This window comes from Actinocrinis sp. (assembly GCF_035650855.1).
Lineage (GTDB): Bacteria > Actinomycetota > Actinomycetes > Streptomycetales > Catenulisporaceae > Actinocrinis.
Genome location: NZ_DASRGV010000050.1, coordinates 1 through 25,505 on the forward strand (window position 1 = coordinate 1; position 25,505 = coordinate 25,505).

Below are 25,505 nucleotides of genomic sequence, written 5' to 3' on the forward strand. Positions count from 1 at the left end.
ACCCGGTACCCGCGTCGGGCCGCCGAGCGCACGACCCCAGCGGTTGAGCCGGTCGTGGCCCTCGGCGCTGACCAGGGACAGGTAGCCGATCGCCGAGACGGCGAACGCGAGCCAGCTCATGCCGCCGGGGCGGCGCGTCGCCGGGATCAGATACACCGCGAGCAGGGGGAGCCCGGCCAGCACGGCGCGGCGATAGGTGACGGCGATGGCGTCGATGAGGATCGCGAAGGCGGCGCAGACGATCGCGACGATCGTGGTGATGCCGGGGGTCGCGGCGGCCGGCGGCGCCTCGTGGCTGATGTCGGCGCGGCCGGCGGATATCTGGTCGGCCAGCTCGTGCAGCGCGCCGGGTCCCGGCACGATCAAGGCGATCGCGTTGTCCGCGGCCCGCAGCAGGGTCAGCGCGAGCAGCGCGGCGACCAGCTGGGCGAGCACGACGATCGGGCGCGGCAGGCGCGCGTTTCTGGCCAGATGGCCTGCGGCGCCGATCACCAAGATGAGGACGAGGCAGACGGACAGCCACGACCCGGTCTGCACCAGGCGCTCCAGCCCGATGGCGGCGGTGGCGGTGGCGATCCCGGCGGCGACGGTCAGGCGCAGCGGGGCGCGACCCGGCTGTGTCATCGTGAGCCTCCTGTCATCGCCCGGCCTCCGCCGCGCCGTTCCCCGCGATGTGGGCTCGCGTAGGGTTGATTCCCGCAGTGCTGATTCCGGCGCTGTTGATTCCAGCAGTGTCGATTCCCGCAGCGCCGGCGCGGACCGGGGCCGCGCCGATGTTCAAGGACTCGTCGCTCACGCCGACGCGCGCGGCGGTATGCCGGGACGCGATGCGCCAGAGGTCGGGGAACTTGTCCCCGGCGCGGGCGGTGACGACCTGCCAGCCGCCCGCCTCCAGGACGGCGGCGGCGTGCTTCTGGTCGTCGTCGAACCCTGGCGGAAGGGCGGCGATCGGCGTCGAAGTGCCCGCCCACGTCTGCGCGTCCAGGAGGAAGGCGACCGCGCTGGCCGTGGCGGGCTTGGCGCGGGCCAGGTCGGCGGCGTCGGTGCCGGTCAAGGTGCCGAGAAAGGCGATGATCAGACTGTCGGCCCGGTCGTCGGCGGCGGCCTGACTAAGGCTCAGACCCACCGCGTGCACGGGGCGCAGCACGGCGAGCGTGTCGAGCACCGCGTCCTCGGTGTCGGTAAGGATCGAGCCGCCGCCGTTACCGGTGCTCAGATGCACCGTATAGCCGTTGTTCAGCAGGTGGATCGCGCTGCTCGCGGCCGCCGAGACGGCCCACTCCAGCGAGGCGGTCGGGCCGGTGCCGCGGTGCGCGCCGGAGCGGTTGTCCAGCAGGATGGTGCAGCGGCTGTGCCAGGTCTGCTCCTCGCGGCGCACCATCATCTCGCCGTGATGCGCGGTGGCCCGCCAGTGGATGCGCCGAAGCTCGTCGCCGTAGCGGTATTCGCGTACGCCGACGTCGTCCTCGCCGGCCGCGGCCGCGTGCGCCGCGTGGCCGTCGCCGTGCCCGGCCCATACCGTGCCGAGCGTGATCGCGGGCAGCGTCTCCACTTTGGGCGCGACCGTGAGCGTGTGCTGGGCGCTGAACGAACGGGTTAGCTCGAACAGGCCAAGCGGGTCCGCGCTGCGCAGGGAAAGCGGACCGAGCTGGTAACGGCCACGACTGTCGGACCGCACCCGGTACGCGACGCGCCGGCTGCCTCCCGGCTCGATCCGGCGCAGAATGAAGCGCGGGCGCGAACCGAGCGTGTACGGTACCTGATCCTCGACAAGCAACGGCGTGCTCGGCAGCCGCGCCGCGTTCTCCAGCCTCAGATGCACACGGGCAGGAGAGCCGACAGGTACCCGTGCCGGCTCCAGGCTCCGCCGACACGCGATGCGGTAACGCGACGCTGACGTGATCCCGGCCGCCGCCAATGGCAACGCGACCAACAGGATCGCCACACGCAGCAACGGGCCGTAGCCCAGCAGGATCGCGCAGGCGGCCGAGGCCAGCCCCGCGGAGAGGAAGGCCCGGCCACGGGTGGTCAGCCCGGCCGAGAAGGTCCGGAAGGTGCTCCGGACCTTTGACGGCGGGCGGGTGTTCATCGCTGACCGCCCGTCAGGCGCGCGGGCGCCGTGCGGATTGGACGTCAATGGGGACCTGGTCGAGCAGATCCGCGACGATCTGCTCGGGGGAGCGGCGGGCGACCCGGGCCTCGGCCGTGGGTATCAGCCGGTGCGCGAGCACCGGTATCGCCAGTGCCTTGACATCGTCCGGAAGAACGAAGTCCCGGTCCTCAAGCGCCGCCTTGGCGCGCGCGGCCCGCACCAGGTGCAGCGCGGCGCGCGGTGACGCACCGAGCCGCAGATCGCCGACCGAGCGGGTGGCGGCAACGAGGTCGATCACATACCGCTTAACGTCCTCAGACACATGAACGGTTCGTACCGTCTCGATCAGCTTGATGATGTCGTGCGTACCCGCGACCGGCATCAGCTCGTCGAGGGGGTTGGCGGCGCTGTGCCCGTCGAGCATCCGCAGCTCGGCCGCCGGCGCCGGGTAACCCATCGCGATACGGGCCATGAAACGGTCGCGCTGCGCCTCGGGGAGCGGATATGTGCCTTCCATCTCCACGGGGTTCTGCGTCGCGATCACCATGAACGGGGTTTCCAGCGGATAGCTGACCCCGTCCACCGTCACCTGCCGCTCGCCCATGCACTCCAGCAGCGCGGACTGGGTTTTCGGCGAGGCCCGGTTGATCTCGTCGCCGAGCACGATGTGCGCGAACACGGCGCCGGGCTTGAACTCGAATTCGCGCCGCTGCGGGTCGAAGATCGTCACGCCGGTCACGTCGGAGGGCAGCAGGTCCGGGGTGAACTGGATGCGGCGCACGGTGCAGTCGATCGCCTTGGCCAGGGCCTTGGCCAGCATGGTCTTGCCGACGCCGGGGACGTCCTCGATCAGCAGGTGGCCCTCGGCCAGCAGCACGGTCAGCGCGAGGCGCACCACGTCGCCCTTGCCCTCGATGACCGACTCGACCCGCTCGTGGATCCGGTCGGTGACCGCGGAGGGCCGGTCCACCCGCTCCGTTCCGGACGCGACGCGTTGAATCCGGCGCTGATCGTATTGCTCGCCGTCCTGCGCCTGTGTGCTGCCCGGCACCGGACCCTCCCCTCGTTCACGGCCACGCCTTAGTCGGCCGTTGGGGTCATCTTGCCCGATGCCGACCGTGTATGTGCAAGAGCCGGCGCGGCCCTTTCGATTTCGGCTGCACGGTGAACCGGAGCTTGATCCAATCCGTGCGGTCCCGCCCTTTTCCGAAGTAGTCCGGAAACCCGGAATCTGCGGTGAAGTGGAGCACTCGGACGGCGTAGGGGGCGGTTTGTGGAGTAGAGTGGAGGGAAGTGGAGGCCGTGTGGGATGACGTCAAGGCGTGGTTACTCGTAACCCGCCCTGCCGGGTCCTGTGCGCAACGTCCGCTGACCGTCGCGTCCCGAGGGCAGTCCGAGGGCGAGCGGTCCGTCCCGGCCGGTAGGAGGCGCCGATGTTCCTCGGCACCTTCGTCCCGCGCCTGGACGACAAGGGCCGGCTGATCCTGCCGGCCCGGTTCCGCGAGGAGGCGGCCAGGATCGACGGAACGGAGCGGCTGGTGATCACGAAGGGGCAGGAGCGGTGCCTGTCGGTGTGGCCCGCGTCGGCGTTCGCCGAAGCGGCCGACCGGATCCGCCGCGCCCCGTCGGCGGGACCGCTCGCCTCGCCCCGCGCGGTCCGCGACTACCTGCGGGTGCTCTACGCGGGCGCCAGCGAGCAGTCCTTCGACAAGCAGGGCCGGATCACCCTGCCGCCCGCGCTGCGCGAGTACGCCGGCCTGACCCAGCAGGTCGCCGTGGTCGGCGCGGACACGCACTTCGAGCTGTGGGACGCGGCGGCCTGGGACCGCTACGTCGCCGAGAAGGAACCGGCCTTCGCCGACCTGGACCAGGACGATCTGTTCCGGGGGGTGGCGCCGGACCTGCCCTGACCGAGCACGTCGTTCTAGTGATCGAGCCAGGGTCGCGAATGCCGCTGAAAGGCGGCGCGCCGCGGCCGTGGGCCTCCACCCGCTCACCCGCGTTCTGAAGCCCCTTCCCCGGTTCCAGAGCGTCCGTGAGTACATCCGAGCGGGCGGGGACCTACGGCCGCGGCGCCGTTTCCAGTGTCGCCCCATCGGGGCGTATCGGGGTGCTGCGTTGCCATGGCGTGTCGCGCGGGTCGCGCCGAGCCGGGCCCGGGCCGCCGCGATTCGGTGCCGGTGAGCTGCGATGGAATACTGGCCGGCATGGTGACGGATCCGCGGCGCGGCGGCGACAAGGCTCGAAAGGGTGATTCGCGAGCGGCGATCGGCGCGGAGTCGGATGCGGATACAGAAGTGCAGCCAAGCGGCGATCCAGAGCGGCCGGACGGGCGAGAGCAGGCCGGCGCGGCCGGGCACGTACCCGTCATGCTGGAACGCTGCGTCGAGGCGCTGGCCCCGGCCGCGGCCCCCGGCGCGGTCTTCGTCGACGCCACGCTCGGCCTCGGCGGGCACAGCGAGGCGTTGCTCACCCGGTTCCCGCAGATCCGCCTGATCGGACTCGACCGCGACCCGCAGGCGCTCGAGCGTTCGAGTCGGCGGCTCGCCGCCTTCGCCGACCGGATCGACCTGGTACACGCCGTGTACGACGAACTGCCCGCGGTGCTGGACCGGCTCGGCGTGCCGCGGATCCACGGCATCCTGTTCGACCTCGGCGTCTCCTCGCTGCAACTCGACGTGCGCGAGCGCGGCTTCGCCTACGCGTATGACGCCCCGTTGGACATGCGGATGGACCAGGGCGCGCCGCTTTCCGCTTACGAGGTGGTCAACGGCTACTCGGCTCCGCAGTTGGCCCGCATCCTGCGCGAGTACGGCGAGGAGCGGTTCGCCGGCCGGATCGCCTCAGCGATCGTCGCGGCCCGCGCGAAGGAGCCGATCGCGACGACCGGACCGCTGGCCGAGCTGGTGCGCGCCGCGATCCCCGCGGCCACGCGCCGCACCGGAGGCCATCCGGCCAAGCGGACCTTCCAGGCGCTGCGCATCGAGGTCAACGCCGAGCTCGCCGTCCTGGAGCGGGCCGTGCCGGCCGCCGTCGACGCGCTCGCGGTGGGCGGCCGGATCGCCGTGCTCGCCTACCACTCGCTGGAGGACCGCCTGGTCAAGCGGGTCCTCGCGGCCGGCGCCGCCTCGACGGCCCCGCCCGGCCTGCCGATCGCGCCGCCGGGGACCGAGCCGCTGCTCAAGCTCGTGACGCGCGGAGCCGAGGAGCCGACCGAGGCCGAGATCGAGCAGAACCCGAGGGCCGCCTCGGCGAAGTTCCGCGTCGCCGAGAGGGTGCGTAAGGGGGCAGTCACGGATCGGCTGACGCAAGCGAAGAAGCAGCGGCGCTCGGCAACCTGACGCTGTGTCTGCCTGAACCGTCTCTACCTGGGCTGTGTCTACCCGAGCTGTGTCTGCCTGGGCTGTGTCTACCTGAACCGTGCCAATCTGAAAAAGCATGGCTGTAAATCTGAGAATAGGTGCCACAGGCCGCGCCGTTGCGCCGCCCGGCTCAGGCCGTGCGGAATACTGGCCGCCATGGTTGCAGCAGGCACGGGGGCCCGGCGATGAGCGCGGGACCGCCTGACCGGCCGCCGGAGTCGATCCGGCGGCAAGTGCGCCGTCCGGGCAAGGCAGGACCCGTCGCCGTCATCGAGGGCTTCGCCGGACGGCGCTCCGTGGTCCCGTTCGCCATCCTCGTGCTCTGCCTGCTCGCCGTCGGACTGGTGCTCCTGCTGCTGCTCAACACCGCGCTCGACCGCGGCGCCTTCGAGATCCAGACCGCGCAGAAGAAACAGAGCCAGCTGACGGACCAGCAGCAGGAACTGCAGCTGCGCCTGGCCGGGCTCTCCGCCCCCGGGGCCCTCGCCTCCCAGGCCGCCGGCCTCGGCCTGGTGCCCAACCCGCGCCCGGTGTTCCTCGACCCCGGCAACGCTGCGGTGCTCGGCATCCCGACTTCGGCGCCAACCACGGCGCCGCCCGCGCCATCGGCGTCCCCGTCGCCGTCCGCATCGCAGTCGTCGTCGCCCGCGGCGACCGCCACGGTCAGCGCGTCTCCCGGCGTCTCGGGCCGGGCCATGCCCCCGGCGAACGGCCCGGGCGTACCTGCCACGCCCGACGCATCGCCCAGTTCTCCTGACGGCGCGTCGCCTTCACCGCAGCCCTCCACTACGCCGACCCCATCGGCCTCAGCCACCGGATCGCGCCCGTGAGCCCGGATCGCAACGGCAAACGCCCGAACAACGGCAACCCGGCCGGCGGCCGCGGTGTGCCGCCGCGCCGCATCCCCAACCAGCCCGCCAAGCCACGCCCCGCCGCCAGAGCCCGCACCGAGAACCGTTTCACGCCCGCTCCCTCGCGACCCTCCAACGTGCCCGCCACCGCCGCCAAGCCGCTGACGCTCGGCGATCCGCGCCGCCGGCTGCGCGTCGGGATGATCACGATGGCGTTCATCCTCTCCCTCTTCGGCGGCCGGCTCTTCCAACTCCAGGCCATGGACTCGGCCGGCTATGGCGCCAGCGCCTCGGCCGAACGCACCCAGGACTACGTGCTGACCGCGACGCGCGGCTCGATACTGGACTCCGCCGGCCAGCCGCTGGCCGAATCGGTCGACGCAGTCGACATCACCGCGGACCCGGTGCAGATCAGGAGTCTCAAGCAGGACCCCGCGGTCTACGCCTCCAAGCTGGCCGCCCTGCTCGGCGACCCTCCCGGCAACGTCGACGTCCTCGCGCTACGCACCAAGCTCTCCAATGTGACGACGCGTTACGTCTTGCTGGCCAGCCAAGTGACTCCGCAGGTCTGGAACCAGATCAAGGCACTGGGCCTGTCCGGGGTCTACGGGGTACCGCACGCCAAGACGGTGTACCCGAGCGGACCGCTGGCTTCGAACGTGGTCGGCTTCCTCGACGGCACCGGAAAGGGCGCCGCCGGCCTCGAGAGCGCGTACAACAGCACGCTCGCGGGCAAGAACGGCCGGATCTCCTACCAGGCCGCCGACGGCACCGAGATCCCGACTGCCGGCATCAACGAGCAGGCCCCGGTGCCCGGCACCTCGATCGAGACCACCATCGACAGCTCCATCCAGTGGGCCGCGCAGCAGGCGATCGACGCGCAGGTCGCCAAGTCCAAGGCCGAATCGGGCACCGTGGTGGTGATGGACCCGCGCACCGGCGCCGTCCTGGCGCTGGCCACCTCGCCGAGCTACGACCCGTCGAACCTGGCCGCCGCGAACCCGGCCGACCTCGGCGACCGCGCCGTCTCCGAGGTCTACGAGCCGGGTTCGGTCGCCAAGGTGATCACGATGGCAGCGGCCATACAGCAGGGCGTCGCCACGCCGACCACGCGCGTCGTGGTGCCCGGCGCGATCCTGCGCGAGGGCACGGTGTTCCACGACGACACCAGCCACGGCACCGAGCAGCTGACGCTCACCGGCGTGCTGGCCGAGTCCAGCAACATCGGCACCATCGAGACCAGCGACCGGTTCGGCCCGAACCGGGACCAGATCCTCTACCGGTACCTCACCCAGTTCGGCTTCGGCCAGCCCACCGGCCTGCACCTGCCCGGCGAATCACCCGGCCTTCTCGCGCCGCCGTCCAAATGGAGCGGGTCGCAGCGGTACACCATCCCGTTCGGCCAAGGCCTTTCGGTCAATGCGGTACAGGCCACCAGCGTGTTCGCCACGATCGCCGACGCCGGGGTTCGCGTCACGCCCAATCTGGTCAAGGGCTACGTCGACGCGAACGGCCACTTCACCGCGGCTCCGGCCGCGCAGCGCACGCAGGTGGTCTCCGCCAGCACCGCACACCAGGTCGAGCAGATGATGGAGTCGGTCGTCTCGGAGAAGGGCACCGCGCCGGCCGCGAAGATCGCCGGATACCGCGTCGCCGGCAAGACGGGTACCGCCAACCGCTTCGACAGCCGGTGCAACGGATACTGCGGCTACACGGCCTCCTTCATCGGATTCGCCCCGGCCGACAACCCGCAGCTGGTCGTCTCCGTGGTGATCCAGAACCCGACCAGCGGCCCCTACTTCGGCGGCTCGATCGCCGCGCCGGTGTTCCAGAAGGTGATGTCCTTCGCCTTGCAGAGCAAGGCGATCCCGCCCACCGGCACCAAGCCGCCGGACCTGCCGGTCACCTGGTGAGCGCGCGGCCGTGTCGTCCGGCCGCCCGCCCGATGATCGTGCAGTGACGATCTGGTAACAGTTCTGCGAGCTGGCGAAACCTGGCGGGATCTACCGGGGTCGCTGGCACGCGGGCACGCCGGGACACGGTAGCCTGCCCGTCGTGCCGAACCCGCTCAAACAACCGCCTCCCGCGACCGGCCAGCCGAGACCGGGACACACTCCGCAGCGCTCTCTCGCGGAACTGGCCGAGGCGGTGCCCGAGGCGCTGGTCACCGGCACGCGCGACGCACATGCGGTGGTCATCACCGGCTTTACGCATGATTCGCGGGCTGTGCGTCCCGGCGACCTGTACGCCGCGATGGCCGGCGCGACCGTGCACGGCGCCGAGTTCTCCACTCAGGCCGCAGAGCAGGGCGCAGCGGCGATTCTGACGGACCGTGACGGTGCCGAACGCGCCGAGGCGACAGGGCTGCCGGTAGTCGTCGTGCCGTCCGTACGTCCCGTGCTCGGCCCGATCGCCGCTCGCCTCTACGACCAGCCTTCCGAGCACATGAAGATGCTGGGAGTGACCGGCACCAACGGCAAAACCACGGTCAGCTACCTGATCGACGGAGGATTGCGGGCGGCCGGTTACCACACCGGCCTGATCGGCACCGTCGAGACGCGCATCGGCGAGCGCGCCATAAAGTCCAGCCGCACCACGCCCGAGGCCCCCGATCTCCAGGCGCTGCTGGCGATGATGCGCGAGGACGGCGTCGGCGCGGTCGCCATGGAGGTCTCCAGCCACGCGCTGGCCTACGGCAGGACCGCCGGGATCCGCTACGCCGTCGCCGCGTTCACCAACCTGACGCAGGATCATCTCGACTTCCACGCCGACCTCGAGGACTACTTCGAGGCCAAGGCGAAGCTGTTCACTCCCGGCTACACCGAGTTCTCGGTGCTCAACACCGACGACGCGTACGGCCGGCGCATCGCGCAGCGGCTGACCGACGCCGACCTGCCGCACTGGACCTTCTCCGCCCACGGTGAGCACAGCGCACACGAAGAGCCGGCCGCGCACTGGCGCGCCGAAGACGTCGAGCCGACGCCCGAGGGCTCGCGGTTCACGCTGATCGGCCCGGACGACATTCGCCTGGCCGCATCCGTACAACTTCCCGGCGCCTTCAACGTCTCCAATGCGATGGCAGCCATCATCACCCTCATCGCAGCCGGGATCGACCCGCAGGCCGCGGTCGCCGGCGTCGCCTCCGTGCCCGGCGTACCGGGCCGCATGCAACGCATCGACGCCGGGCAGCCGTACCTCGCCGTCGTGGACTACGCACACACGCCCGACGCCATCGACACGCTCCTAGCCGCCATGCGCCCGGTAACAGCGGGCCGGTTGCGTATCGTCGTTGGCTGCGGCGGAGACCGCGACCGCGGCAAGCGGCCGTTGATGGGCGCCGCGGCCGCTCGCGGCGCGGACGAGGTCATCCTCACCAACGACAACCCGCGCTCGGAGGACCCGCTCGCGATCCTCGAAGCGGCCGCCGCCGGGGCGCGCGAGGCCGTCGCGGGCGGGGCGAAGGCCACGGTGCGCATCGTGCCGGACCGGGCCGAGGCCATCGCCGAGGCCGTGGCGGCGAGCCGCGGCGGCGACGCGCTGGTGGTCGCCGGCAAGGGACACGAACAAGGACAGGAGATCGCCGGAGTGGTGCACCCGTTCGACGACGCGGCGGTGCTGCGCGCGGCGATCGAGGGATCGCCGGCCGGGCACACCCCGGATTGCGCGGCCCGCACGGCAGACCGGTCGGAGCCGCAGTGATCCGGATGACTCTGGCCGAGATCGCGCAGGCGGTCGACGGCACGCTGACCGCCGGAACCGACGGCGCCGTGGCGGTCACCGGCCCGGTCACCGTGGACTCGCGCGCGATCGAACCCGGCGGCCTGTTCGCCGCCTTCGTCGGCGAGCACGCGGACGGCCACGACTTCGCCGCCGCCGCGGTCGCGCAGGGCGCCGCCGGCGTGTTGGCGAGCCGTCAGATCGACGCCGACGGCTCACAAGGCGGCGCGGGCCCCATCCCGACAGTCCTCGTCGCCGACGTGCAGGAAGCGCTCGGCAAGCTGGCCTGCGCGGTGGTGAGCCGGTTGCCGCAGACGACCGTGATCGGACTGACCGGCTCCTCCGGCAAGACCTCCACCAAGGACATGCTCGGCCAGGTGCTCGCGGCCCACGGCACGACCATCGCGCCGAAAGGCAGCTTCAACAACGAGATCGGGCTGCCGCTGACCGTCCTGCGTGCCGACGAGGACACCCGCTACCTGGTGCTGGAGATGGGCAGCCGCGGCGTCGGCCACCTGACCTACCTCTGCCGGATCGCGCCGCCGTCGGTCGGGCTGGTGCTCAACGTCGGCAGCGCGCACGTCGGCGAGTTCGGCTCGAAGGAGCAGACCGCGCTGGCCAAGGGCGAACTGGTCGAGGCGCTGCCGAAGGACGGCCTGGCCGTGCTCAACGCCGACGACTCGCTGGTCGCGCCGATGCGCGAGCGGACCGTGGCCCGCGTGCTGACCTTCGGCGAGAGCGCCGAGGCGGACGTGCGCGCGAGCGGGATCGAGCTCGGGCCGGACGGCCGCGCCTCCTTCCTCCTGCACGCGGACGCCTACGGCGAGCCCGCGTCGGTCGCGCTGCGCGTGGTCGGGGAGCACCAGGTCGCCAACGCGCTGGCGGTCGCGACGGCGGCGCTCGGCCTCGGCCTGCCGATGGAGTCGGTGGCCCGGGAGCTGTCGGCGGCGGTGCCGCTCAGCTCGGGCCGGATGGCCGTGTCGGAACGCGCCGACGGCGTCGTCGTGATCGACGACGCCTACAATGCCAACCCGGAATCGGTGCGCGCCGCGCTCAAGGCGCTGGCCGCGCTGGCCCGGGCCCGGCCCGGGGCCCGCTCCTGGGCGGTGCTCGGGGAGATGCTGGAGCTGGGCGAGCGGTCCGGCGAGGAACACGACGCGATCGGGCGGCTGGCCGTCAGGCTGCGCGTGGACCGGCTGGTCGCGGTCGGCGAGGGCGCCGCGCGGGTGCACGCCGGGGCCAGCCACGAAGGCTCGTGGGGAGAGGAATCCGTGATGGTGGCCGACCCGGATGCGGCCCTGGCGCTGCTGCGCGAGCAGCTGCGGCCCGGAGACGTGGTGCTGGTGAAGGCGTCCAACTCGATCGGCCTCGGCCGGGTCGCCAAGGCGCTGCTCGACGACGACCTGCCGGACAGCGCGGCCGACCACGCAGCCGGCGCGGCGTCCGGCCCGGCGGAGGGCGACCGGTGAGGGCGGTCCTGTATTCCAGCGTCATCGCGCTGGTCTGCTCCCTGGTCGGCACCCCGCTGGTGATCAGGATGCTGGTCAAGCGCGGCTACGGCCAGCTGATCCGGGACGACGGACCGAAGAACCACCTGACCAAGCGCGGCACGCCCACCATGGGCGGGATCGTGATCGTGCTGTCCACGCTGATCGCCTACGGCGCGACCAAGCTGGCCACCCAGCACTGGCCGAGCGCCTCCGCGCTGCTGGTGCTGTTCCTGATGACCGGGCTCGGCGCGGTCGGCTTCGTGGACGACTTCATCAAGATCTACAAGCAGCGCTCGCTGGGCCTGCGGGCCAAGGCCAAGCTGATCGGCCAGGCGCTGGTCGCGGTGATCTTCGCGGTGCTGGTGCTGCACTTCCCGGACCAGTACGGCCTGACCCCGGGCTCCACCAGCGTCTCGTTCCTCACAGACACCACGCTCGTGCTGGGTCCGGTGCTGTTCGTCGTCTGGGCCTACCTGCTCATCTCCGGAACGTCGAACGCGGTGAACCTCACCGACGGACTCGACGGCCTGGCGACCGGAGCATCGGCGATGGTGTTCGCCGCGTACGTACTCATCGGCATCTGGCAGTACGGGCAAAGCTGCGTTAACGCGCCCGGCCCCGGCTGCTACGCGGTGCGCGACCCGCTGGACCTGGCGATCGTGGCCGCGGCGCTCATGGGCGCCTGTTTCGGCTTCCTGTGGTGGAACGCGAAACCGGCCAAGATCTTCATGGGCGACACCGGCTCGCTCGCGCTCGGCGGCGCGCTGGCCGGGCTGGCCATCTGTTCTCGCACGGAACTGCTCATCGCGCTGCTCGGCGGCCTGTTCGCGATCATCACCCTGTCGGTGATCATCCAGGTGGGCTCGTTCAAGCTGCGCGGCAAACGGGTGTTCAAGATGGCCCCGCTGCAGCACCACTTCGAGCTGCTTGGCTGGGCCGAGGAAACCATCGTGATCCGGTTCTGGATCATCGCCGGGCTCTGCGTCGCGCTCGGCATCGGAGTGTTCTACGCCGGATGGGTAACCGGGTCGTGACCGACAACCTGACCCCGCATCAAATCCAGGCCGGACCTCAGGAACCGGCCTGGCAGCAGCCGGACGTCGAGGGGCGCGCCACCATCCCGTGGCAGGGGCTGCGCGTCTGCGTCGTCGGAGCGCGAGTCGTCGGCCTCTCGGCGGCCCGCGCGGTACGGAAGCTCGGCGCGGACGTGACGGTCGTCGACCGCTACGACGACGAGACGACCACCGAGCGCGCGGCGCCGCTGACCGACGAAGGCATCCGCGTACGGCTCGGCGACGACGCCACGCTGCCGGACGACTGCGAACTGCTCCTCGTCTCGCCGGGCATCCCGCCCACCGCACCGATCGTCGCTGCGGCGCGCGCGGCCGGCATCCCGGTGTGGGGCGACGTGGAGCTGGCCTGGCGGCTGCGTAAGCCACTGCCCGACGGCTCCTACGCACCGTGGCTGCCGATCACGGGCACCAACGGCAAAACGACGGCTGTGCGTATGCTCGCCGCGATGCTGGAGGCCGCAGGGAAGCGCACGGTCGCGTGCGGGAACGTCGGGCTGCCGATCGTCGATGCGGTGACCACGGACGAGCCCTATGACGTACTGGCCGTCGAACTGTCCAGCTTCCAGCTGCACTGGACCGAGTCGATGAGCCCGCTCGCCTCGGCCGTGCTCAACGTCGCGCCAGACCACGTCGACTGGCACGGAACGCTCGAGGAGTACACCCGAGCGAAGGGCCGCATCTACGAGAACTGCCAGGTCGCCTGCGTGTACAACGTCGCCGACGAGACCACCCGCACGCTCGTCGAGGACGCCGACGTGGTCGAAGGCTGCCGCGCGATCGGGTTCACCCTCGGCGCGCCGGGGCTGTCCATGCTCGGCGTCGTGGACGGCATCCTCGCCGACCGGGCCTTCGTCGAGGACCGGCAGCACAATGCCGCCGAACTCGGCACCATCTACGACGTCGAACCGCACGCCCCGCACAACATCGCCAACGCGCTCGCGGCCGCGGCGCTGGCGCGCGCATACAGAGTGCCCGCTGCCGCGGTACGCGACGGACTGCGCGCCTTCCGGCCGGATCCGCACCGCATCGCGTTCGTCGCGTCCATCGACGGAGTGGACTTCGTCGACGACTCCAAGGCGACGAACCCGCACGCGGCCGCCGCGTCCCTGACCGCCTACGAGGACGTCGTCTGGATAGCCGGCGGCCTGGCCAAGGGCGCGACGTTCGACGACCTGGTCGCCGGAGCGGCCAAGCGGCTGCGCGGCGTGGTGCTGCTCGGCGCCGACCGCGCGGTTATCGCCGAAGCCCTCGCGCGACACGCCCCCGAGGTGCCGGTCGTGGACATCGGCGGGGCGCAGGATGGGCTGACCGGGGCGCAGGCGATCGACCGGGCCGTGGACGCCGCGATGCGGCTGGCCGCGGCCAAGGCGGCCGCGCTCGGAGCCGCGGCGGCCGACGCCGCGCCGGTCACCGTGCTGCTCGCCCCGGGCTGCGCGTCGATGGACATGTTCACCTCCTACGGCGAGCGCGGTGACCTATTCGCGCGTGCCGTCCGGGAACGCAAGGCGGCGCGCGGGTAACGTGCGCTAGGAGGTGCTGAGGCCTGGCTCCTCAAGGCGTTACTCAGGAGATGGGCGGAGCGCGTGGTTGAACAGCAGGATCGACCCACACGGTTCCGTCCGGCTTCCGCTGCAGCTGACGGCGCGTCACTTAACGCCGCCTCAGATGCCTCTAACGCAGCGCGATCTACCGCACCGAACAATGCGGTACTCGCGGTCTGGAGCGTTCTCAGCCGCCTGCGACCCGGCCGCGTGCGCGTCGGCGAAGGGCATCCCTCTCTGCCCCGCTACTTCCTGATCGGCGCGACGTTCCTGCTGATCGTGGTCGGCCTGCTCGAGGTGTATTCGGCCTCGACGGTGCACAACCTGCTCACCGGCAAGCCGGAGCTCGGCACCATCGAGCGGCAGGCGATCTCGGCGGCGATCGGCGTGCCGATAATGGTCATCGCGGCGCGCCTGCCGGTGCGCTTCTACCGCGCGCTGGCCTACCCGCTGCTGATCGTGACCCTGGTCATGCTGCTGATGGTCCTGGCGCTGGGCGAGGTCTCCACCGGAGGCAACCAGAACTGGCTGGTGTTCGGCCCGCTGACCATCCAGCCCAGCGAGTTCGCCAAGTTCGCCCTGGTGCTGTGGGGCGCGGACCTGCTGGCCCGCAAGGAGAAGCGGCTGGCCAGCTGGGACCACCTGATCGTGCCGCTGCTGCCGATGGCCGGCGTGATCATCGGACTGGTCATGCTCGGCGGCGACATGGGCACCTCGATGATCATCGCGGCGATCGCCTTCGCGCTGCTGTGGATCGTCGGCGCCCCCGGCCGGCTGTTCGCGATTCTGACCGGTTCGGCCGCCGGCCTGGCCACCATCGCCGTGCTGATCCGGCCGAGCCGGGTACGCCGGTTCACCGCCTTCCTCGATCCGGCCTCCGACCCGCAGGGCACCGGATTCCAGGCCATGCACAGCTTCAGCGCCCTTTCCACCGGAGGCTGGTTCGGCGTCGGGGTAGGGGCCAGCCGGGAGAAGTGGGGCTCCCTGCCCGAGGCGCAGACCGACTTCATCTTCGCGATCATCGGCGAGGAGTTGGGACTCATCGGCTCGCTGGCCGTGCTCGCACTGTTCGCGCTGATCGGGTACGCGGGCGTGCGGATAGCGCTACGGGCACAAGACAGCTTTGTACGCCTGGCCTCCGGAGCGGTTACCGCGTGGTTGATGGTGCAGGTGATGATCAACCTCGGCGCGGTGCTCGGGGTGCTGCCGATCGCCGGCGTACCGCTTCCGTTCGTGTCCTACGGAGGCTCGTCTTTGCTGCCCTCGATGGCCGCGATCGGCATGTTGGTCTCCTTCGCCCGGACCAGCAGCGGCGTGCCGGAGACCGGTGACGGGGCCGCGGGACGAACGGATATGCTCTCGACCCGGGCCGGTGCGGCGTCCTCGGCGGTCGCCGGCTCCGGCCGTCCGCGCCCGCAGGCACAGCGAAAAGAGGGACGCACAACGTGACCGACGCAGCCCGTCCGATCCATGTCGTGCTCGCCGGCGGAGGCACCGCCGGGCACATCGAACCGGCCCTGTCGCTGGCCGACGCGCTGCGCAGACGCGACCCCCGGATCGGCATCACGGCGCTCGGCACGACCAAGGGCCTGGAGACCAGGCTGGTCCCTGAGCGCGGCTACGACCTCGAGCTCATCCCCGCGGTACCGCTGCCGCGCAAGCCCACCTCGGAGCTGTTCACCGTGCCGAGCCGGCTGGCCGGCACGGTCCGCCGGGCGGCCGAGGTGCTCGACAAGGTCGGCGCCGACGTGGTGGTCGGCTTCGGCGGCTACGTGGCGCTCCCGGCCTACTTCGCGGCCCGCCGCCGCGCCGTGCCGATCGTGCTGCACGAGGCCAACGTGCGCCCCGGCCTGGCCAACCGGGTCGGCGCCCGGATGACGGACCGGATCGCCACCGGCTCGCCGGACTGCCGGATCGGCGGCGGCCGGTACATCGGCATGCCGCTGCGCCGGGCCCTGGCCACGCTCGACCGCGCGGCCCTGCGCGCAGAGGCCTGCGACGCTTTCGGCCTGGAGAAGGACCGGCCGACGCTGCTGGTCTACGGCGGCTCGCAGGGCGCACGGCGGCTGAACGAGGCGGTCGCCGCGGCCGCGCCCACCTTCACCGCCGGGGGAATCCAGATCCTGCACGCGGTCGGCCGGGCCAACTACGACGAGTCGGCGCAGCACGCCGCCGCAGCGGGGGAAGGTGGCACCGGCGCCAGGTACGTCACAGTGCCCTACCTCGACCGCATGGACCTCGCCTACGCTGCGGCGGACCTGGTACTGTGCCGCGGCGGCGCGATGACTTGTGCCGAAGTCGCCGCAGTCGGCCTGCCTGCCGCCTATGTACCGCTGCCGATCGGTAACGGCGAGCAGCGTCTTAACGCACAGCCGGTCGTGCGCGCTGGCGGTGGCTTGATCGTCGATGACGCGGATCTGACGGCGGATTGGCTCACCCGAGAGCTGGTCCCGCTGGCCCAGGACCACGAGAAGCTGGAGCGGATGGGCCGCGCCGCCGCCGAGCTCGGCCGCCGCGACGCCGACGAGGCGCTGGCCGACCTCGTCTTCGAGGCCGCCGGAAGCAACCCGGCCGTCGCCGCCGGACCGACCGGCCTCGGCTCCCCGGGAGCCGGCGCGTGAGCGCCGACGGCACCGAACCACCCGCCATCGACCCGCGCGGATATCAGCCGCCGCAGATCATCCCCGCGGCCGAGGAGCTGGGCCGCATCCACTTCGTCGGCATCGGCGGAGTCGGCATGGCGCCGGTCGCGCGCATCGCGGTCGAGCGCGGCCTGCCGGTGTCCGGCAGCGACATAAAGCGCACCGCGACGATCGAAGCGCTCAGCGTCGCCGGAGCCGACGTCCGGATCGGGCAGTCGCCCGACAACCTCGACGGCGTGGACACCGTCGTGGCGACCACCGGAGTGCGGCCCGACAACGTCGAGCTCGTCGAGGCGATGCGGCGCGGCCTGCGCATCGTCCACCGTGCCACGGCGCTCGCCGCGTTGATGGTCGGGCGTACCGCGGTCCTCGTCGCGGGAACGCACGGCAAGACCACGACCACCTCGATGCTCGCGGTCGCGTTGGACACGCTCGGTTCTGACCCCTCGTACGCAATCGGCGGAGAGATCGGCACCTCCGGGATCAGCGGGCACAGCGGCAGCGGCCCGGTGTTCGTCGCCGAGGCGGACGAGTCGGACGGCACCTTCCGGCACTACGAGCCCGACATCGCCGTGGTGACGAACGTGGAGCTCGACCACACCGACTACTTCGGCTCGCTCGACGACGTGCACAAGGCCTTCGTCGACTTCGTGGACCGGCTCAAGCCCGGCGGACTGCTCGTGGTCTGCGCCGATGATCCGGGTTCTGTCGCGGTCGGCCGAGTCGCCCAGGACAGCGGGCTGCGCGTCGCCTGGTACGGCGAGACGGCCGCGGTCGCGGGGCATCCGGCCGATCAGCCGGTTGATTATCGGATTACCGGCGTGGAGCTCGTCGGCGCGGCGGCCCACTTCGACATTCACGTCAGGGCCACCGGCGCGGTACACCGCCTCGCACTCGGCATCCCCGGCCGCCACAACGCCGCCAACGCCACCGCAGCCTTCGCCGTCTTGACCGAACTCGGCGCGGACCTGGACGAAGTACCCGCGGCGATCGCCGCCTACCGCGGCGCGCGCCGGCGGATGGACTTTAAGGGCGAGGCCGGCGGCGTGCGCGTCTACGACGACTACATGCACCACCCGACCGAGATCGCCGCCACCCTCGCCGCGTTCCGCGCGCTGGCCGGCGAGGGCCGGTTGATCGTCGCCTTCCAGCCGCAGCGCTTCACCCGCGCCCGGACCTTCCTGCGCGAATACGGCCCGCCGCTCGGCGCCGCCGACGCCGTCGTCGTCCTCGAGGTCTACCCAGGCTCGGGGGAGGACCCGATCCCTGGCGTGACCGGCGCGGTGATCGCGGGCGACGTGCCGCTGCCAGCCGACCGCGTCGTCTTCGAGCCCGACACCGCGGCCGTCGCCGGGCGCCTGGTGGACTGGGCCGCGCCCGGCGACGTGATCGTCACCGCCGGGGCGGGCGACGTGACCGCCCTCGGCCCGAAGATCCTCGGCCTGCTCGCGGCCCGCGACGGCGCGGCGGCACCGCGATCGCCCGATCGGGAGGCAGGATCGGGGGCGTGAGCGACGACGTGACCGATCCGCCCCGGCAGGGCTCGAAGGGCCCCGACCTGGCGCAGCCGGATCGGCCCACGGCGGCGGCGGCCCGTTCGCTCACCTCGGTCTCGCGCCTGCCCGCGCAGATCTACGCCGCCCGGATGCGTTCACGCGAACGCTGGCGCCGACTGAGCGTGACTATCACCGTCTTCCTCGTGCTACTCGCCATCACCGCGTACATCATCGTCTGGCACACCTCGGTGTTCGCGCTGACGACCGTACGCGTCGCAGGCGAGAAGACCGTGCCCGCACAGCGGATCATCGCCATCGCAAAGCTCGGCAACGGCACCCCCCTCGCCTCGCTCGACACCGGTGGAGCGGCGGCGCGCGTGGAGCAGCTGCCGCAGATCGCCACCGCGAGCGTGTCGCTCGATTGGCCACACGTCGCCGTGATCACCGTGACCGAGCGCGTCCCTGCCGCGTTGATCCCCAACGGTTCGCGGTACGACGTGGTCGATGTCTCCGGAGTCGTCTTCGGCTCGGTAACCACACCGACCGGCGGCCTACCTGTCATCGACGTACAAGGCGGGGGAGCGGTCAAGGCAACGGTTGTACCCGGAGCACTCGCCGCCTTGAAGGCGCTGTCTCCGGACATAGTCCACCAGATCACCGGGATCTCGGCGACGAGCGCGTACTCCATCTCGCTCAAGCTGCGCGGCGGCTCGGTCGTGAACTGGGGCGGAGCCGACGACGCGCCGGCCAAGGCGGCTGATCTGGCCGCCCTGCTGCGGCTCGGCAAGGCCGCCCGATACGACGTCAGTGCCCCAGAAGCTCCCGCGATGTCCGGACGATATGACTGATTGACGGCGGGTCAGTTGAACTGTGCTCGAGGAACTTTCGGCGTGTTCGTTGAACAGGGGCTCCGGGAGACCTACTGTCGATTCGTCGATCGAGTCGTCACCTTGATGACTGCCATAGTTGATGTTGACCCTAATTGATGTTGACTCAGTCCGAGGGCGATAAGGTCGTTCGCGAATAAGTCACCGAGCGCCGACCATCCGTACTCACCAGCGCGAGAGGCCTTCGAACCGTGGGTGCACCGCAGAACTACCTCGCCGTGATCAAAGTCGTCGGGATCGGCGGCGGTGGCGTCAACGCGATCAACCGGATGATCGAGGTCGGGCTCAAGGGCGTCGAGTTCATCGCGATCAACACCGACGCGCAGGCCCTGCTGATGAGCGACGCGGACGTCAAGCTCGACGTCGGCCGCGAGCTGACCCGCGGCCTCGGCGCCGGGGCCGACCCGGACGTCGGCCGCAAGGCGGCCGAGGACCACGCCGAGGAGATCGAAGAGGTCATCAAGGGCGCCGACATGGTCTTCGTGACCGCCGGCGAGGGCGGCGGCACGGGCACCGGCGGCGCTCCGGTGGTGGCCCGCATCGCCCGCTCGCTCGGCGCGCTGACCATCGGCGTGGTGACCCGGCCGTTCACCTTCGAGGGCCGGCGGCGCGCCGCCCAGGCCGAGTCCGGCATCGCGGCGCTGCGCGAAGAGGTCGACACCCTCATCGTCATCCCGAACGACCGGCTGCTTTCCATCTCCGCGCCGGGCGCCACCGTGCTCGACGCGTTCAAGTCGGCCGACCAGGTGCTGCTCTCCGGTGTCCAGGGCATCACCGACCTGATCACCACCCCCGGCCTGATCAACCTGGACTTCGCCGATGTGAAGTCGGTCATGTCCGAGGCCGGCTCCGCGCTCATGGGCATCGGCTCCGCCCGCGGCGACGACCGCGCGGTGGCGGCGGCCGAAATGGCGATCTCCTCCCCGCTGCTCGAGGCGTCCATCGACGGCGCCCGCGGCGTGCTGCTGAGCATCTCCGGCGGCTCGGACCTCGGCCTGTTCGAGATCAACGAGGCCGCGCAGCTGGTCTCCGAGGCGGCGCACCAGGACGCGAACATCATCTTCGGCGCGGTCATCGACGACGCGCTCGGCGACGAGGTGCGGGTCACCGTCATCGCGGCCGGCTTCGACGGCGGCCAGCCGGCCAAGCGCCGCGAGGGCGGCCCCCGGCGCGCCGACGAACCCGCCGCGGTCAACAACACCACGGTGCACAACGCCATGCTCGGCGCGCTGCCCCGGCCGGAGGAGAACGAGGACCCGCTCGCGGCCACCATCCCGGGCACCCGCACCGAGGACGCCGCGCTGGCCGCCGACGAGCTGGACATCCCGGACTTCCTCAAAGAGGGCAACTAGCCCGCGTCCCGCGGACCCGCGGTTGGTGATCGCGAGCCGATCTGACAGGCTCGGGACATGAATGTCGCCTCCAGCGGCCCGCTGCGCTTCACCTTCACCGACCGCCGCGGCGGGGTCAGCCTGCCGCCCTTCGACGCGCTCAACCTCGGCGACCACGTCGGCGACGACCCGCAGGCCGTGCGCGCCAACCGCGACCTGGCCGCCCGCGCGTTCGGCGTCACCCCCGAGCAGGTCGTCTACATGAAGCAGGTCCACGGGATCGACGTCGCCCTCGCCCGCGAGCCCTGGCCGGACGAAGCCGCGCCGAGCGTGGACGCCCTCGTCACCGACCGGCCGGGCGTCGTGCTGGCCGTACTCGTCGCCGACTGCACACCGGTCCTGCTCGCGGACCCGGTCGCCGGCGTCGTCGGAGCCGTACACGCGGGCCGCGCCGGAATGGCCGCCGGAGTCGTGGACGCCGCGATCGCAGCTATGTGCGAACTGGGCGCCGAACCGTCACGGATGCAGGCGTTCACCGGACCCGGCGTATGCGGCGCCTGCTACGAAGTACCCGAAGAGCTGCGCGCCGAAGTGGCGGCCAAGGAACCGGCATCGTGGTCGACCACACGCCAGGGCACACCCGCGATCGACGTACCCGCAGGTGTATCAGCGCAGTTGCGGCGCGCGGGCGTGAAGGAGAGCGTGACGCATATCGCCGACGGCTGCACGATGGAGAATCCGCAGTACTTCTCCTACCGGCGCGACGGCCGCACCGGACGCTTCGCCGGCTTCATCTGGCTCGACGAGGGCTGACGCACGGTGGTTGACTCGCACGCCGTGTCCGAACTCGAAGACGCACGCACCGGTGAGCTCGCCGCGCGTCTCAAAGCCCTGCGCGAGCGGATCGACGCCGCCTGCGCCGCGGCGAAACGGGAGAGCGCCGAGGTCGGGCTGATCGCGGTGACGAAGTTCTTCCCCGCCGCCGACGTGCTGCGGCTGCTGCGGCTCGGCCTGACCGAGTTCGGCGAGAACCGCGATCAGGAGGCTGCCGCGAAGGCCGCGCAGGTGGCTGACACGCTGGCCCGCGCTCAAGCAGCGGATCCGGGCGCGCCGATCCTCGCGGCGGTCCGGCCGCGCTGGCACTTCATCGGCCAGCTGCAGACCAACAAGGTCCGCTCGGTGGTCTCCTACGCCGACGTCGTCCAATCGGTCGATCGGCTCAAGCTGGTCGCCGCGCTCGACCAGTCGGCGGCCCGGGCCGGCCGCACCCCCGCCTGCCTCGTCCAAGTGAATCTGGACCCTGATGCCGCGGGCCGCGGCGGCGCCGAGCCGGCTGACGTCGAACGGATCGCCGACGCCGTCGCCGAAAGCGCCGCGCTGCGCCTCGGCGGCCTCATGGCCGTCGCCCCGCTCGGCACCGATCCGCGCCCCGCGTTCGAACGGCTCGCGCAGCTCGCGGCTAAAGTCCGTGGCGCCCACCCTGAAGCTGTGTCACTCTCGGCGGGGATGAGCGGGGACCTCGAACAGGCGATCGCGGCAGGCGCGACACACGTACGCATCGGGTCCGCCTTGCTCGGTCGGCGACCGCCGCTGCGGTAACGTCTGATCCAGTATCTGAACGAAAGCGCCGATCGCTGAGTTCAAAACACCGCCTCGGCCCGCAGGGGGAGTCACGGCGGAGACCGGCGACCGGTTGACCGTCAGTTCGAACAAGGAGGGACGGGCATGCCCGGATTCATGAAGAAGACGGCCGTCTACCTCGGGCTGATGGAGGGGGACGACCCCTACGCGTACGAGGAGTACAGCGAGGAGGCGGAGGAGGAGCGCCCGCTGCGCCTCGACGACGACGAGGACGAGCAGGACCGCTACTCCGCCTCCCGCACCGAGTCCGCGGCCGAGCAGGAGGCCCGTCCGCTGTTCCTGTCCGAGCCGCGCCGTCCCCGCGACGCCGAGCGGCCGGCCGAGCGCAGCGAGGTCGTGCGGCGCGACGGCGCCGACTCGGCGTTCCACGGCGGCCAGTCCGGCAGCTACCAGACCCCGCGCCCGGCCCCGATCTCGCTGCTGCCCGAGCGCGCCGACCGCTACGAGCGGCCCGCCTCCGTGGCCAGCGCGATGGGCAGCGTCGGGCACGGCTTCGGCGGGGGCGACGGGGGCAGCGGCGCCGGCTCCTCCAGCGACGCCTACCGCATCACCACGCTACATCCGCGTACTTACAACGAGGCGCGCACCATCGGCGAGCACTTCCGCGACGGCACCCCGGTCATCATGAACCTGACAGAGATGGGCGACTCCGACGCCAAGCGCCTCGTGGACTTCGCCGCCGGCCTGGTCTTCGGGCTGCGCGGGTCGATCGAGCGGGTGACGCAGAAGGTGTTCTTGCTTTCACCTGCTAACGTCGATGTGACGGCCGAGGACAAGGCCCGCATCGCCGAGGGCGGGTTCTTCAACCAGAGCTGACAGGCGGTGCCCGACCGGGTGCCGCCGGTGACCGCGGCATCCGGACGGACGGACGTTTTCTCGATGGGACACCTTGCGATCCAACTGGTCACAGTGGTGCTGTGGACGTACTGGGTCGTGCTCATCTTCCGGTTGATCATGGAGCTGGTTTTCCAATTCGCCCGCTCCTGGGACCCGCACGGTGTCATGCTGGTGGCCGTGGAGTCCGCCTACACGGTCACCGATCCCCCGCTGAAGTTCCTGCGTCGGCACATCCCGCCCCTACGTCTCGGCGGTATTGCGCTGGACCTGGCGTTTATGCTGCTGTTGCTCATCATGTGGCTGTTGATCGGGGTGGTGGGCCGTCTGTGACACGACAAAACCGCCAGGAACCGAGATATTGTCTGTCCGGTACGCCGACGATCCACGCTGAGGTGAAGAGATGCCGTTGACCCCCGAGGACGTGCACAACAAGCAGTTCACGACCGTCCGGCTCCGCGAGGGCTACGACGAGGAAGAGGTCGACGCCTTCCTGGACGAGGTGGAGGCCGAGCTCACCCGGCTGTTGCGGGAGAACGAGGAACTGCGCGCGAAGTTGGCCGCCGCCACGCGCGCCGCGGCCGCCGCGCAACAGCAGCCGCCCATGGACCGCCCGCCGATGGATCGAATGCCGGCCCGGCGAGAACCGGTGCCGATACCCCCGCAGCTCCCGGCACCGATGCCGGTACCCGTACCGCAGCCGCAGCCGCCGCAGTTCCAGCCCGGCGGCGACTCGGCGGCCCGGGTGCTCGCGCTGGCCCAGCAGACCGCCGACCAGGCGATCGCCGAGGCCCGCAACGAGGCGAACAAGATCGTCGGCGAGGCGCGCACCCGCGCGGACGGCATGGAGCGCGAGGCCCGCGGCAAGGCCGACGCCCTGGAGCGGGACGCGCAGGAGAAGCACCGCGTTGCGATGGGCACCCTGGAGCAGGCCCGCGCCTCGCTGGAGCGCAAGGTGGAGGACCTGCGCGCCTTCGAGCGCGAGTACCGCCAGCGGCTCAAGTCGTACCTGGAGAGCCAGATGCGGCAGCTGGAGTCCAACAGCAGCGACGACCCGATGCTGGCCTCCCGCGGCGGATCGCCCTTCCCGCAGCTCGGCGCGGGCGCCCCGGCTCAGGCACCGGCCCCCGCTCCGGCCCCGGCGATGGCCGGCGTCGGAATGGCGCCGGGCATGTCGGCCGGACCGCAGCAGGGGGGCTTCCCCCCGCCGCCGCCGATGCCGGCCCCGGCGATGGCAGGCTCCGCGATGAGCCAGATGACTCAGACCATGGCCCCGATCCGGCCCGGCGTGCCCCCGCAGCCGGCCCCGGTCTACCCGCAGGCGCCGTCGCCGATGCGCGGCTTCCTGATCGACGAGGACCCCGACTCCTGATCAGCGACTGAGAGAAATCACACCGGCAGGCGTACCCGCGGCCCCGGTCCCTCGCAGGGACCGGGGCCGTTCGCCGTCCGGAGCCGGTATCTGCGAGGCGTCGAAACTTTCAAAACCCGGCAACCTGCTACAGATCCCTTACCGCACTGGTGCGCGCGGCTCTGTTCCGGTTGACTTGGCTCCCTAGAACATGAGCACGCCTCGGACGATTGGCGGAGAACCGCCACGTGGCGGCCTCGGGTCGGAGGGGTTTCACGGATGCGGCCGACGGAGCGGGTGAACGGCGAGGAGGCTCGCCACGCTGTGCTCGCTGGTGTGCTGGAGCGATACCGGGCGATCTTCAGCGATCCGGCCGCACAGCCGGGCGGGGCGCCGGGCCCCGATCCCATCTCGCAGTGGGCCGCGACCGAGTACAGCGAGGGCCCGCCGCTGGCCGCGGTCGTGGAACTGGCCGGGCCGCTGGCGGCCGAGGAGGTCGCCGCGCTGGCGCTCGGGGTGGTCGCGGAGCTGACCCAGGTGCACGCCGCCGGTGCCGTGCACGGGGACCTCAACCCGTCCAACCTGCTGATCTCGGACGGCGGGGTGCGGCTGATCCATTCCGGGATCGCTCACACCATCGACGGCGCGACGCTGACCGATCTGCGCGGAAACCCGCGTACCGTCGCGTATCTGACGCCGGAGCAGATCCTCGGCCAGCCGTTCGACGCGTCAGCGGACGTTTTCGCGCTCGGCGGAGTGCTGGCGTTCGCAGCCGTGGGCGTGCCTGCTTTCGGCAACGACGAGCCGAACGCGGTGCTGTACCGCATCGTGCACGAGGAAGCAGTGCTCGATGCGGTACCGGATGCATTGCGCGGATTGGTGAAGGCGTGCCTGAGCAAGGACCCTGCGCAGCGCCCGAGCCTGCAAACGCTCGCCGATCGCGCCTGCGGCGTGTTCAGCGACGCGGTGGGGACACTGCCCGCCGGCGAGCAGACCGCCACGTTCGAGCCGGTCTTCGACCCGATCTTCGAGCAGGCCACGGACCCGCGGCTGGAGCCGATGTCCGAGGCGCCCTCCGGCACGCCTTTCGAAGCGGCCCCTTTCGACGTGCCTCCCTTCGACGCGGCGCAGCTCGAGCAGATGCCTTATGAGCAGGAACCGCTGGAAGCCGCTCCGTACCAGACCGGTTCATTTGAA

Annotated in this window: 22 protein-coding genes; 19 read left to right on the forward strand and 3 right to left on the reverse strand. The window is 71.3% G+C overall.

Going from position 1 to position 25,505, the window contains the following annotated elements; all coding sequences use genetic code 11:
- From VFB40_RS04000 to VFB40_RS04010, 3 genes are all read right to left on the reverse strand, one after another.
- Positions 1–624 (reverse strand): TgpA N-terminal domain-containing protein (locus VFB40_RS04000; RefSeq protein WP_324847896.1); only part of this gene is annotated, 624 nt, incomplete at its 3' end.
- A 13-nt stretch (positions 625–637) separates the two neighbouring features.
- On the reverse strand, positions 638–2,089 hold the full coding sequence (locus VFB40_RS04005) for a DUF58 domain-containing protein (RefSeq protein ID WP_324847897.1): 1,452 nt from the start codon (positions 2,087–2,089) through the stop codon (positions 638–640).
- Between the two features lie 13 nt (positions 2,090–2,102).
- The gene (locus VFB40_RS04010) at positions 2,103–3,062 is read right to left on the reverse strand and encodes an AAA family ATPase (RefSeq protein ID WP_349261337.1); all 960 of its coding nucleotides are present in this window, start codon (positions 3,060–3,062) and stop codon (positions 2,103–2,105) included.
- Between the two features lie 463 nt (positions 3,063–3,525).
- Between VFB40_RS04010 and mraZ the strand changes: the two genes are divergently transcribed.
- The 19 genes from mraZ to VFB40_RS04105 form a co-directional block, all read left to right on the forward strand.
- Complete coding sequence (gene mraZ / locus VFB40_RS04015) at positions 3,526–4,002, forward strand: division/cell wall cluster transcriptional repressor MraZ (protein ID WP_324843197.1); 477 nt, start codon at positions 3,526–3,528, stop codon at positions 4,000–4,002.
- A gap of 297 nt (positions 4,003–4,299) precedes the next feature.
- Positions 4,300–5,433, forward strand: coding sequence for a 16S rRNA (cytosine(1402)-N(4))-methyltransferase RsmH (gene rsmH / locus VFB40_RS04020; protein ID WP_324847899.1), 1,134 nt, complete (start codon positions 4,300–4,302; stop codon positions 5,431–5,433).
- A 206-nt stretch (positions 5,434–5,639) separates the two neighbouring features.
- Entirely contained in the window at positions 5,640–6,284 is a 645-nt protein-coding gene (gene ftsL / locus VFB40_RS04025) for a cell division protein FtsL (RefSeq protein ID WP_324847900.1), read from the forward strand.
- Positions 6,281–8,218 carry a peptidoglycan D,D-transpeptidase FtsI family protein gene (locus VFB40_RS04030; RefSeq protein WP_324847901.1) on the forward strand — a complete coding sequence of 646 codons (1,938 nt, stop codon included), beginning with the start codon at positions 6,281–6,283 and terminating at the stop codon, positions 8,216–8,218. The genes ftsL and VFB40_RS04030 overlap by 4 nt, the downstream gene beginning before the upstream one ends.
- Before the next feature lie 142 nt (positions 8,219–8,360).
- Positions 8,361–10,004 (forward strand): UDP-N-acetylmuramoyl-L-alanyl-D-glutamate--2,6-diaminopimelate ligase, encoded by a 1,644-nt coding sequence (locus tag VFB40_RS04035; RefSeq protein WP_324847902.1) that lies wholly within the window; start codon positions 8,361–8,363, stop codon positions 10,002–10,004.
- Positions 10,001–11,491, forward strand: coding sequence for a UDP-N-acetylmuramoyl-tripeptide--D-alanyl-D-alanine ligase (locus tag VFB40_RS04040; protein ID WP_349261336.1), 1,491 nt, complete (start codon positions 10,001–10,003; stop codon positions 11,489–11,491). Before VFB40_RS04035 ends, VFB40_RS04040 begins: the two co-directional genes overlap by 4 nt.
- Positions 11,488–12,546 carry a phospho-N-acetylmuramoyl-pentapeptide-transferase gene (mraY, locus tag VFB40_RS04045; RefSeq protein ID WP_324842189.1) on the forward strand — a complete coding sequence of 353 codons (1,059 nt, stop codon included), beginning with the start codon at positions 11,488–11,490 and terminating at the stop codon, positions 12,544–12,546. Before VFB40_RS04040 ends, mraY begins: the two co-directional genes overlap by 4 nt.
- Positions 12,528–14,105, forward strand: coding sequence for a UDP-N-acetylmuramoyl-L-alanine--D-glutamate ligase (gene murD / locus VFB40_RS04050; RefSeq protein ID WP_324847904.1), 1,578 nt, complete (start codon positions 12,528–12,530; stop codon positions 14,103–14,105). The genes mraY and murD overlap by 19 nt, the downstream gene beginning before the upstream one ends.
- A gap of 231 nt (positions 14,106–14,336) precedes the next feature.
- Positions 14,337–15,575 (forward strand): putative lipid II flippase FtsW, encoded by a 1,239-nt coding sequence (gene ftsW / locus VFB40_RS04055; RefSeq protein ID WP_324847905.1) that lies wholly within the window; start codon positions 14,337–14,339, stop codon positions 15,573–15,575.
- Between the two features lie 17 nt (positions 15,576–15,592).
- Positions 15,593–16,747 carry an undecaprenyldiphospho-muramoylpentapeptide beta-N-acetylglucosaminyltransferase gene (gene murG, locus VFB40_RS04060; RefSeq protein ID WP_349261339.1) on the forward strand — a complete coding sequence of 385 codons (1,155 nt, stop codon included), beginning with the start codon at positions 15,593–15,595 and terminating at the stop codon, positions 16,745–16,747.
- Positions 16,744–18,279, forward strand: coding sequence for a UDP-N-acetylmuramate--L-alanine ligase (gene murC / locus VFB40_RS04065; RefSeq protein ID WP_324847907.1), 1,536 nt, complete (start codon positions 16,744–16,746; stop codon positions 18,277–18,279). Before murG ends, murC begins: the two co-directional genes overlap by 4 nt.
- On the forward strand, positions 18,276–19,112 hold the full coding sequence (locus VFB40_RS04070) for a cell division protein FtsQ/DivIB (protein ID WP_324847908.1): 837 nt from the start codon (positions 18,276–18,278) through the stop codon (positions 19,110–19,112). The genes murC and VFB40_RS04070 overlap by 4 nt, the downstream gene beginning before the upstream one ends.
- A gap of 230 nt (positions 19,113–19,342) precedes the next feature.
- A complete protein-coding gene (gene ftsZ, locus VFB40_RS04075; RefSeq protein WP_324847909.1) occupies positions 19,343–20,503 on the forward strand; it encodes a cell division protein FtsZ in 1,161 nt (386 codons plus the stop codon).
- 57 nt (positions 20,504–20,560) lie between these two features.
- Positions 20,561–21,295 carry a peptidoglycan editing factor PgeF gene (pgeF, locus tag VFB40_RS04080; RefSeq protein ID WP_324847910.1) on the forward strand — a complete coding sequence of 245 codons (735 nt, stop codon included), beginning with the start codon at positions 20,561–20,563 and terminating at the stop codon, positions 21,293–21,295.
- A gap of 24 nt (positions 21,296–21,319) precedes the next feature.
- On the forward strand, positions 21,320–22,081 hold the full coding sequence (locus tag VFB40_RS04085) for a YggS family pyridoxal phosphate-dependent enzyme (protein WP_324847911.1): 762 nt from the start codon (positions 21,320–21,322) through the stop codon (positions 22,079–22,081).
- 126 nt (positions 22,082–22,207) lie between these two features.
- On the forward strand, positions 22,208–22,939 hold the full coding sequence (locus VFB40_RS04090; protein ID WP_324847912.1) for a cell division protein SepF: 732 nt from the start codon (positions 22,208–22,210) through the stop codon (positions 22,937–22,939).
- Positions 22,940–23,002: 63 nt separating this feature from the next.
- Positions 23,003–23,290, forward strand: a complete 288-nt coding sequence (locus VFB40_RS04095) for a YggT family protein (protein ID WP_324842199.1) — start codon at positions 23,003–23,005, stop codon at positions 23,288–23,290.
- A 70-nt stretch (positions 23,291–23,360) separates the two neighbouring features.
- Complete coding sequence (locus VFB40_RS04100) at positions 23,361–24,329, forward strand: DivIVA domain-containing protein (RefSeq protein ID WP_324847913.1); 969 nt, start codon at positions 23,361–23,363, stop codon at positions 24,327–24,329.
- 258 nt (positions 24,330–24,587) lie between these two features.
- Positions 24,588–25,505, forward strand: a 918-nt coding sequence (locus VFB40_RS04105) for a protein kinase domain-containing protein (protein ID WP_324847915.1), incomplete at its 3' end; no start/stop codon positions are given.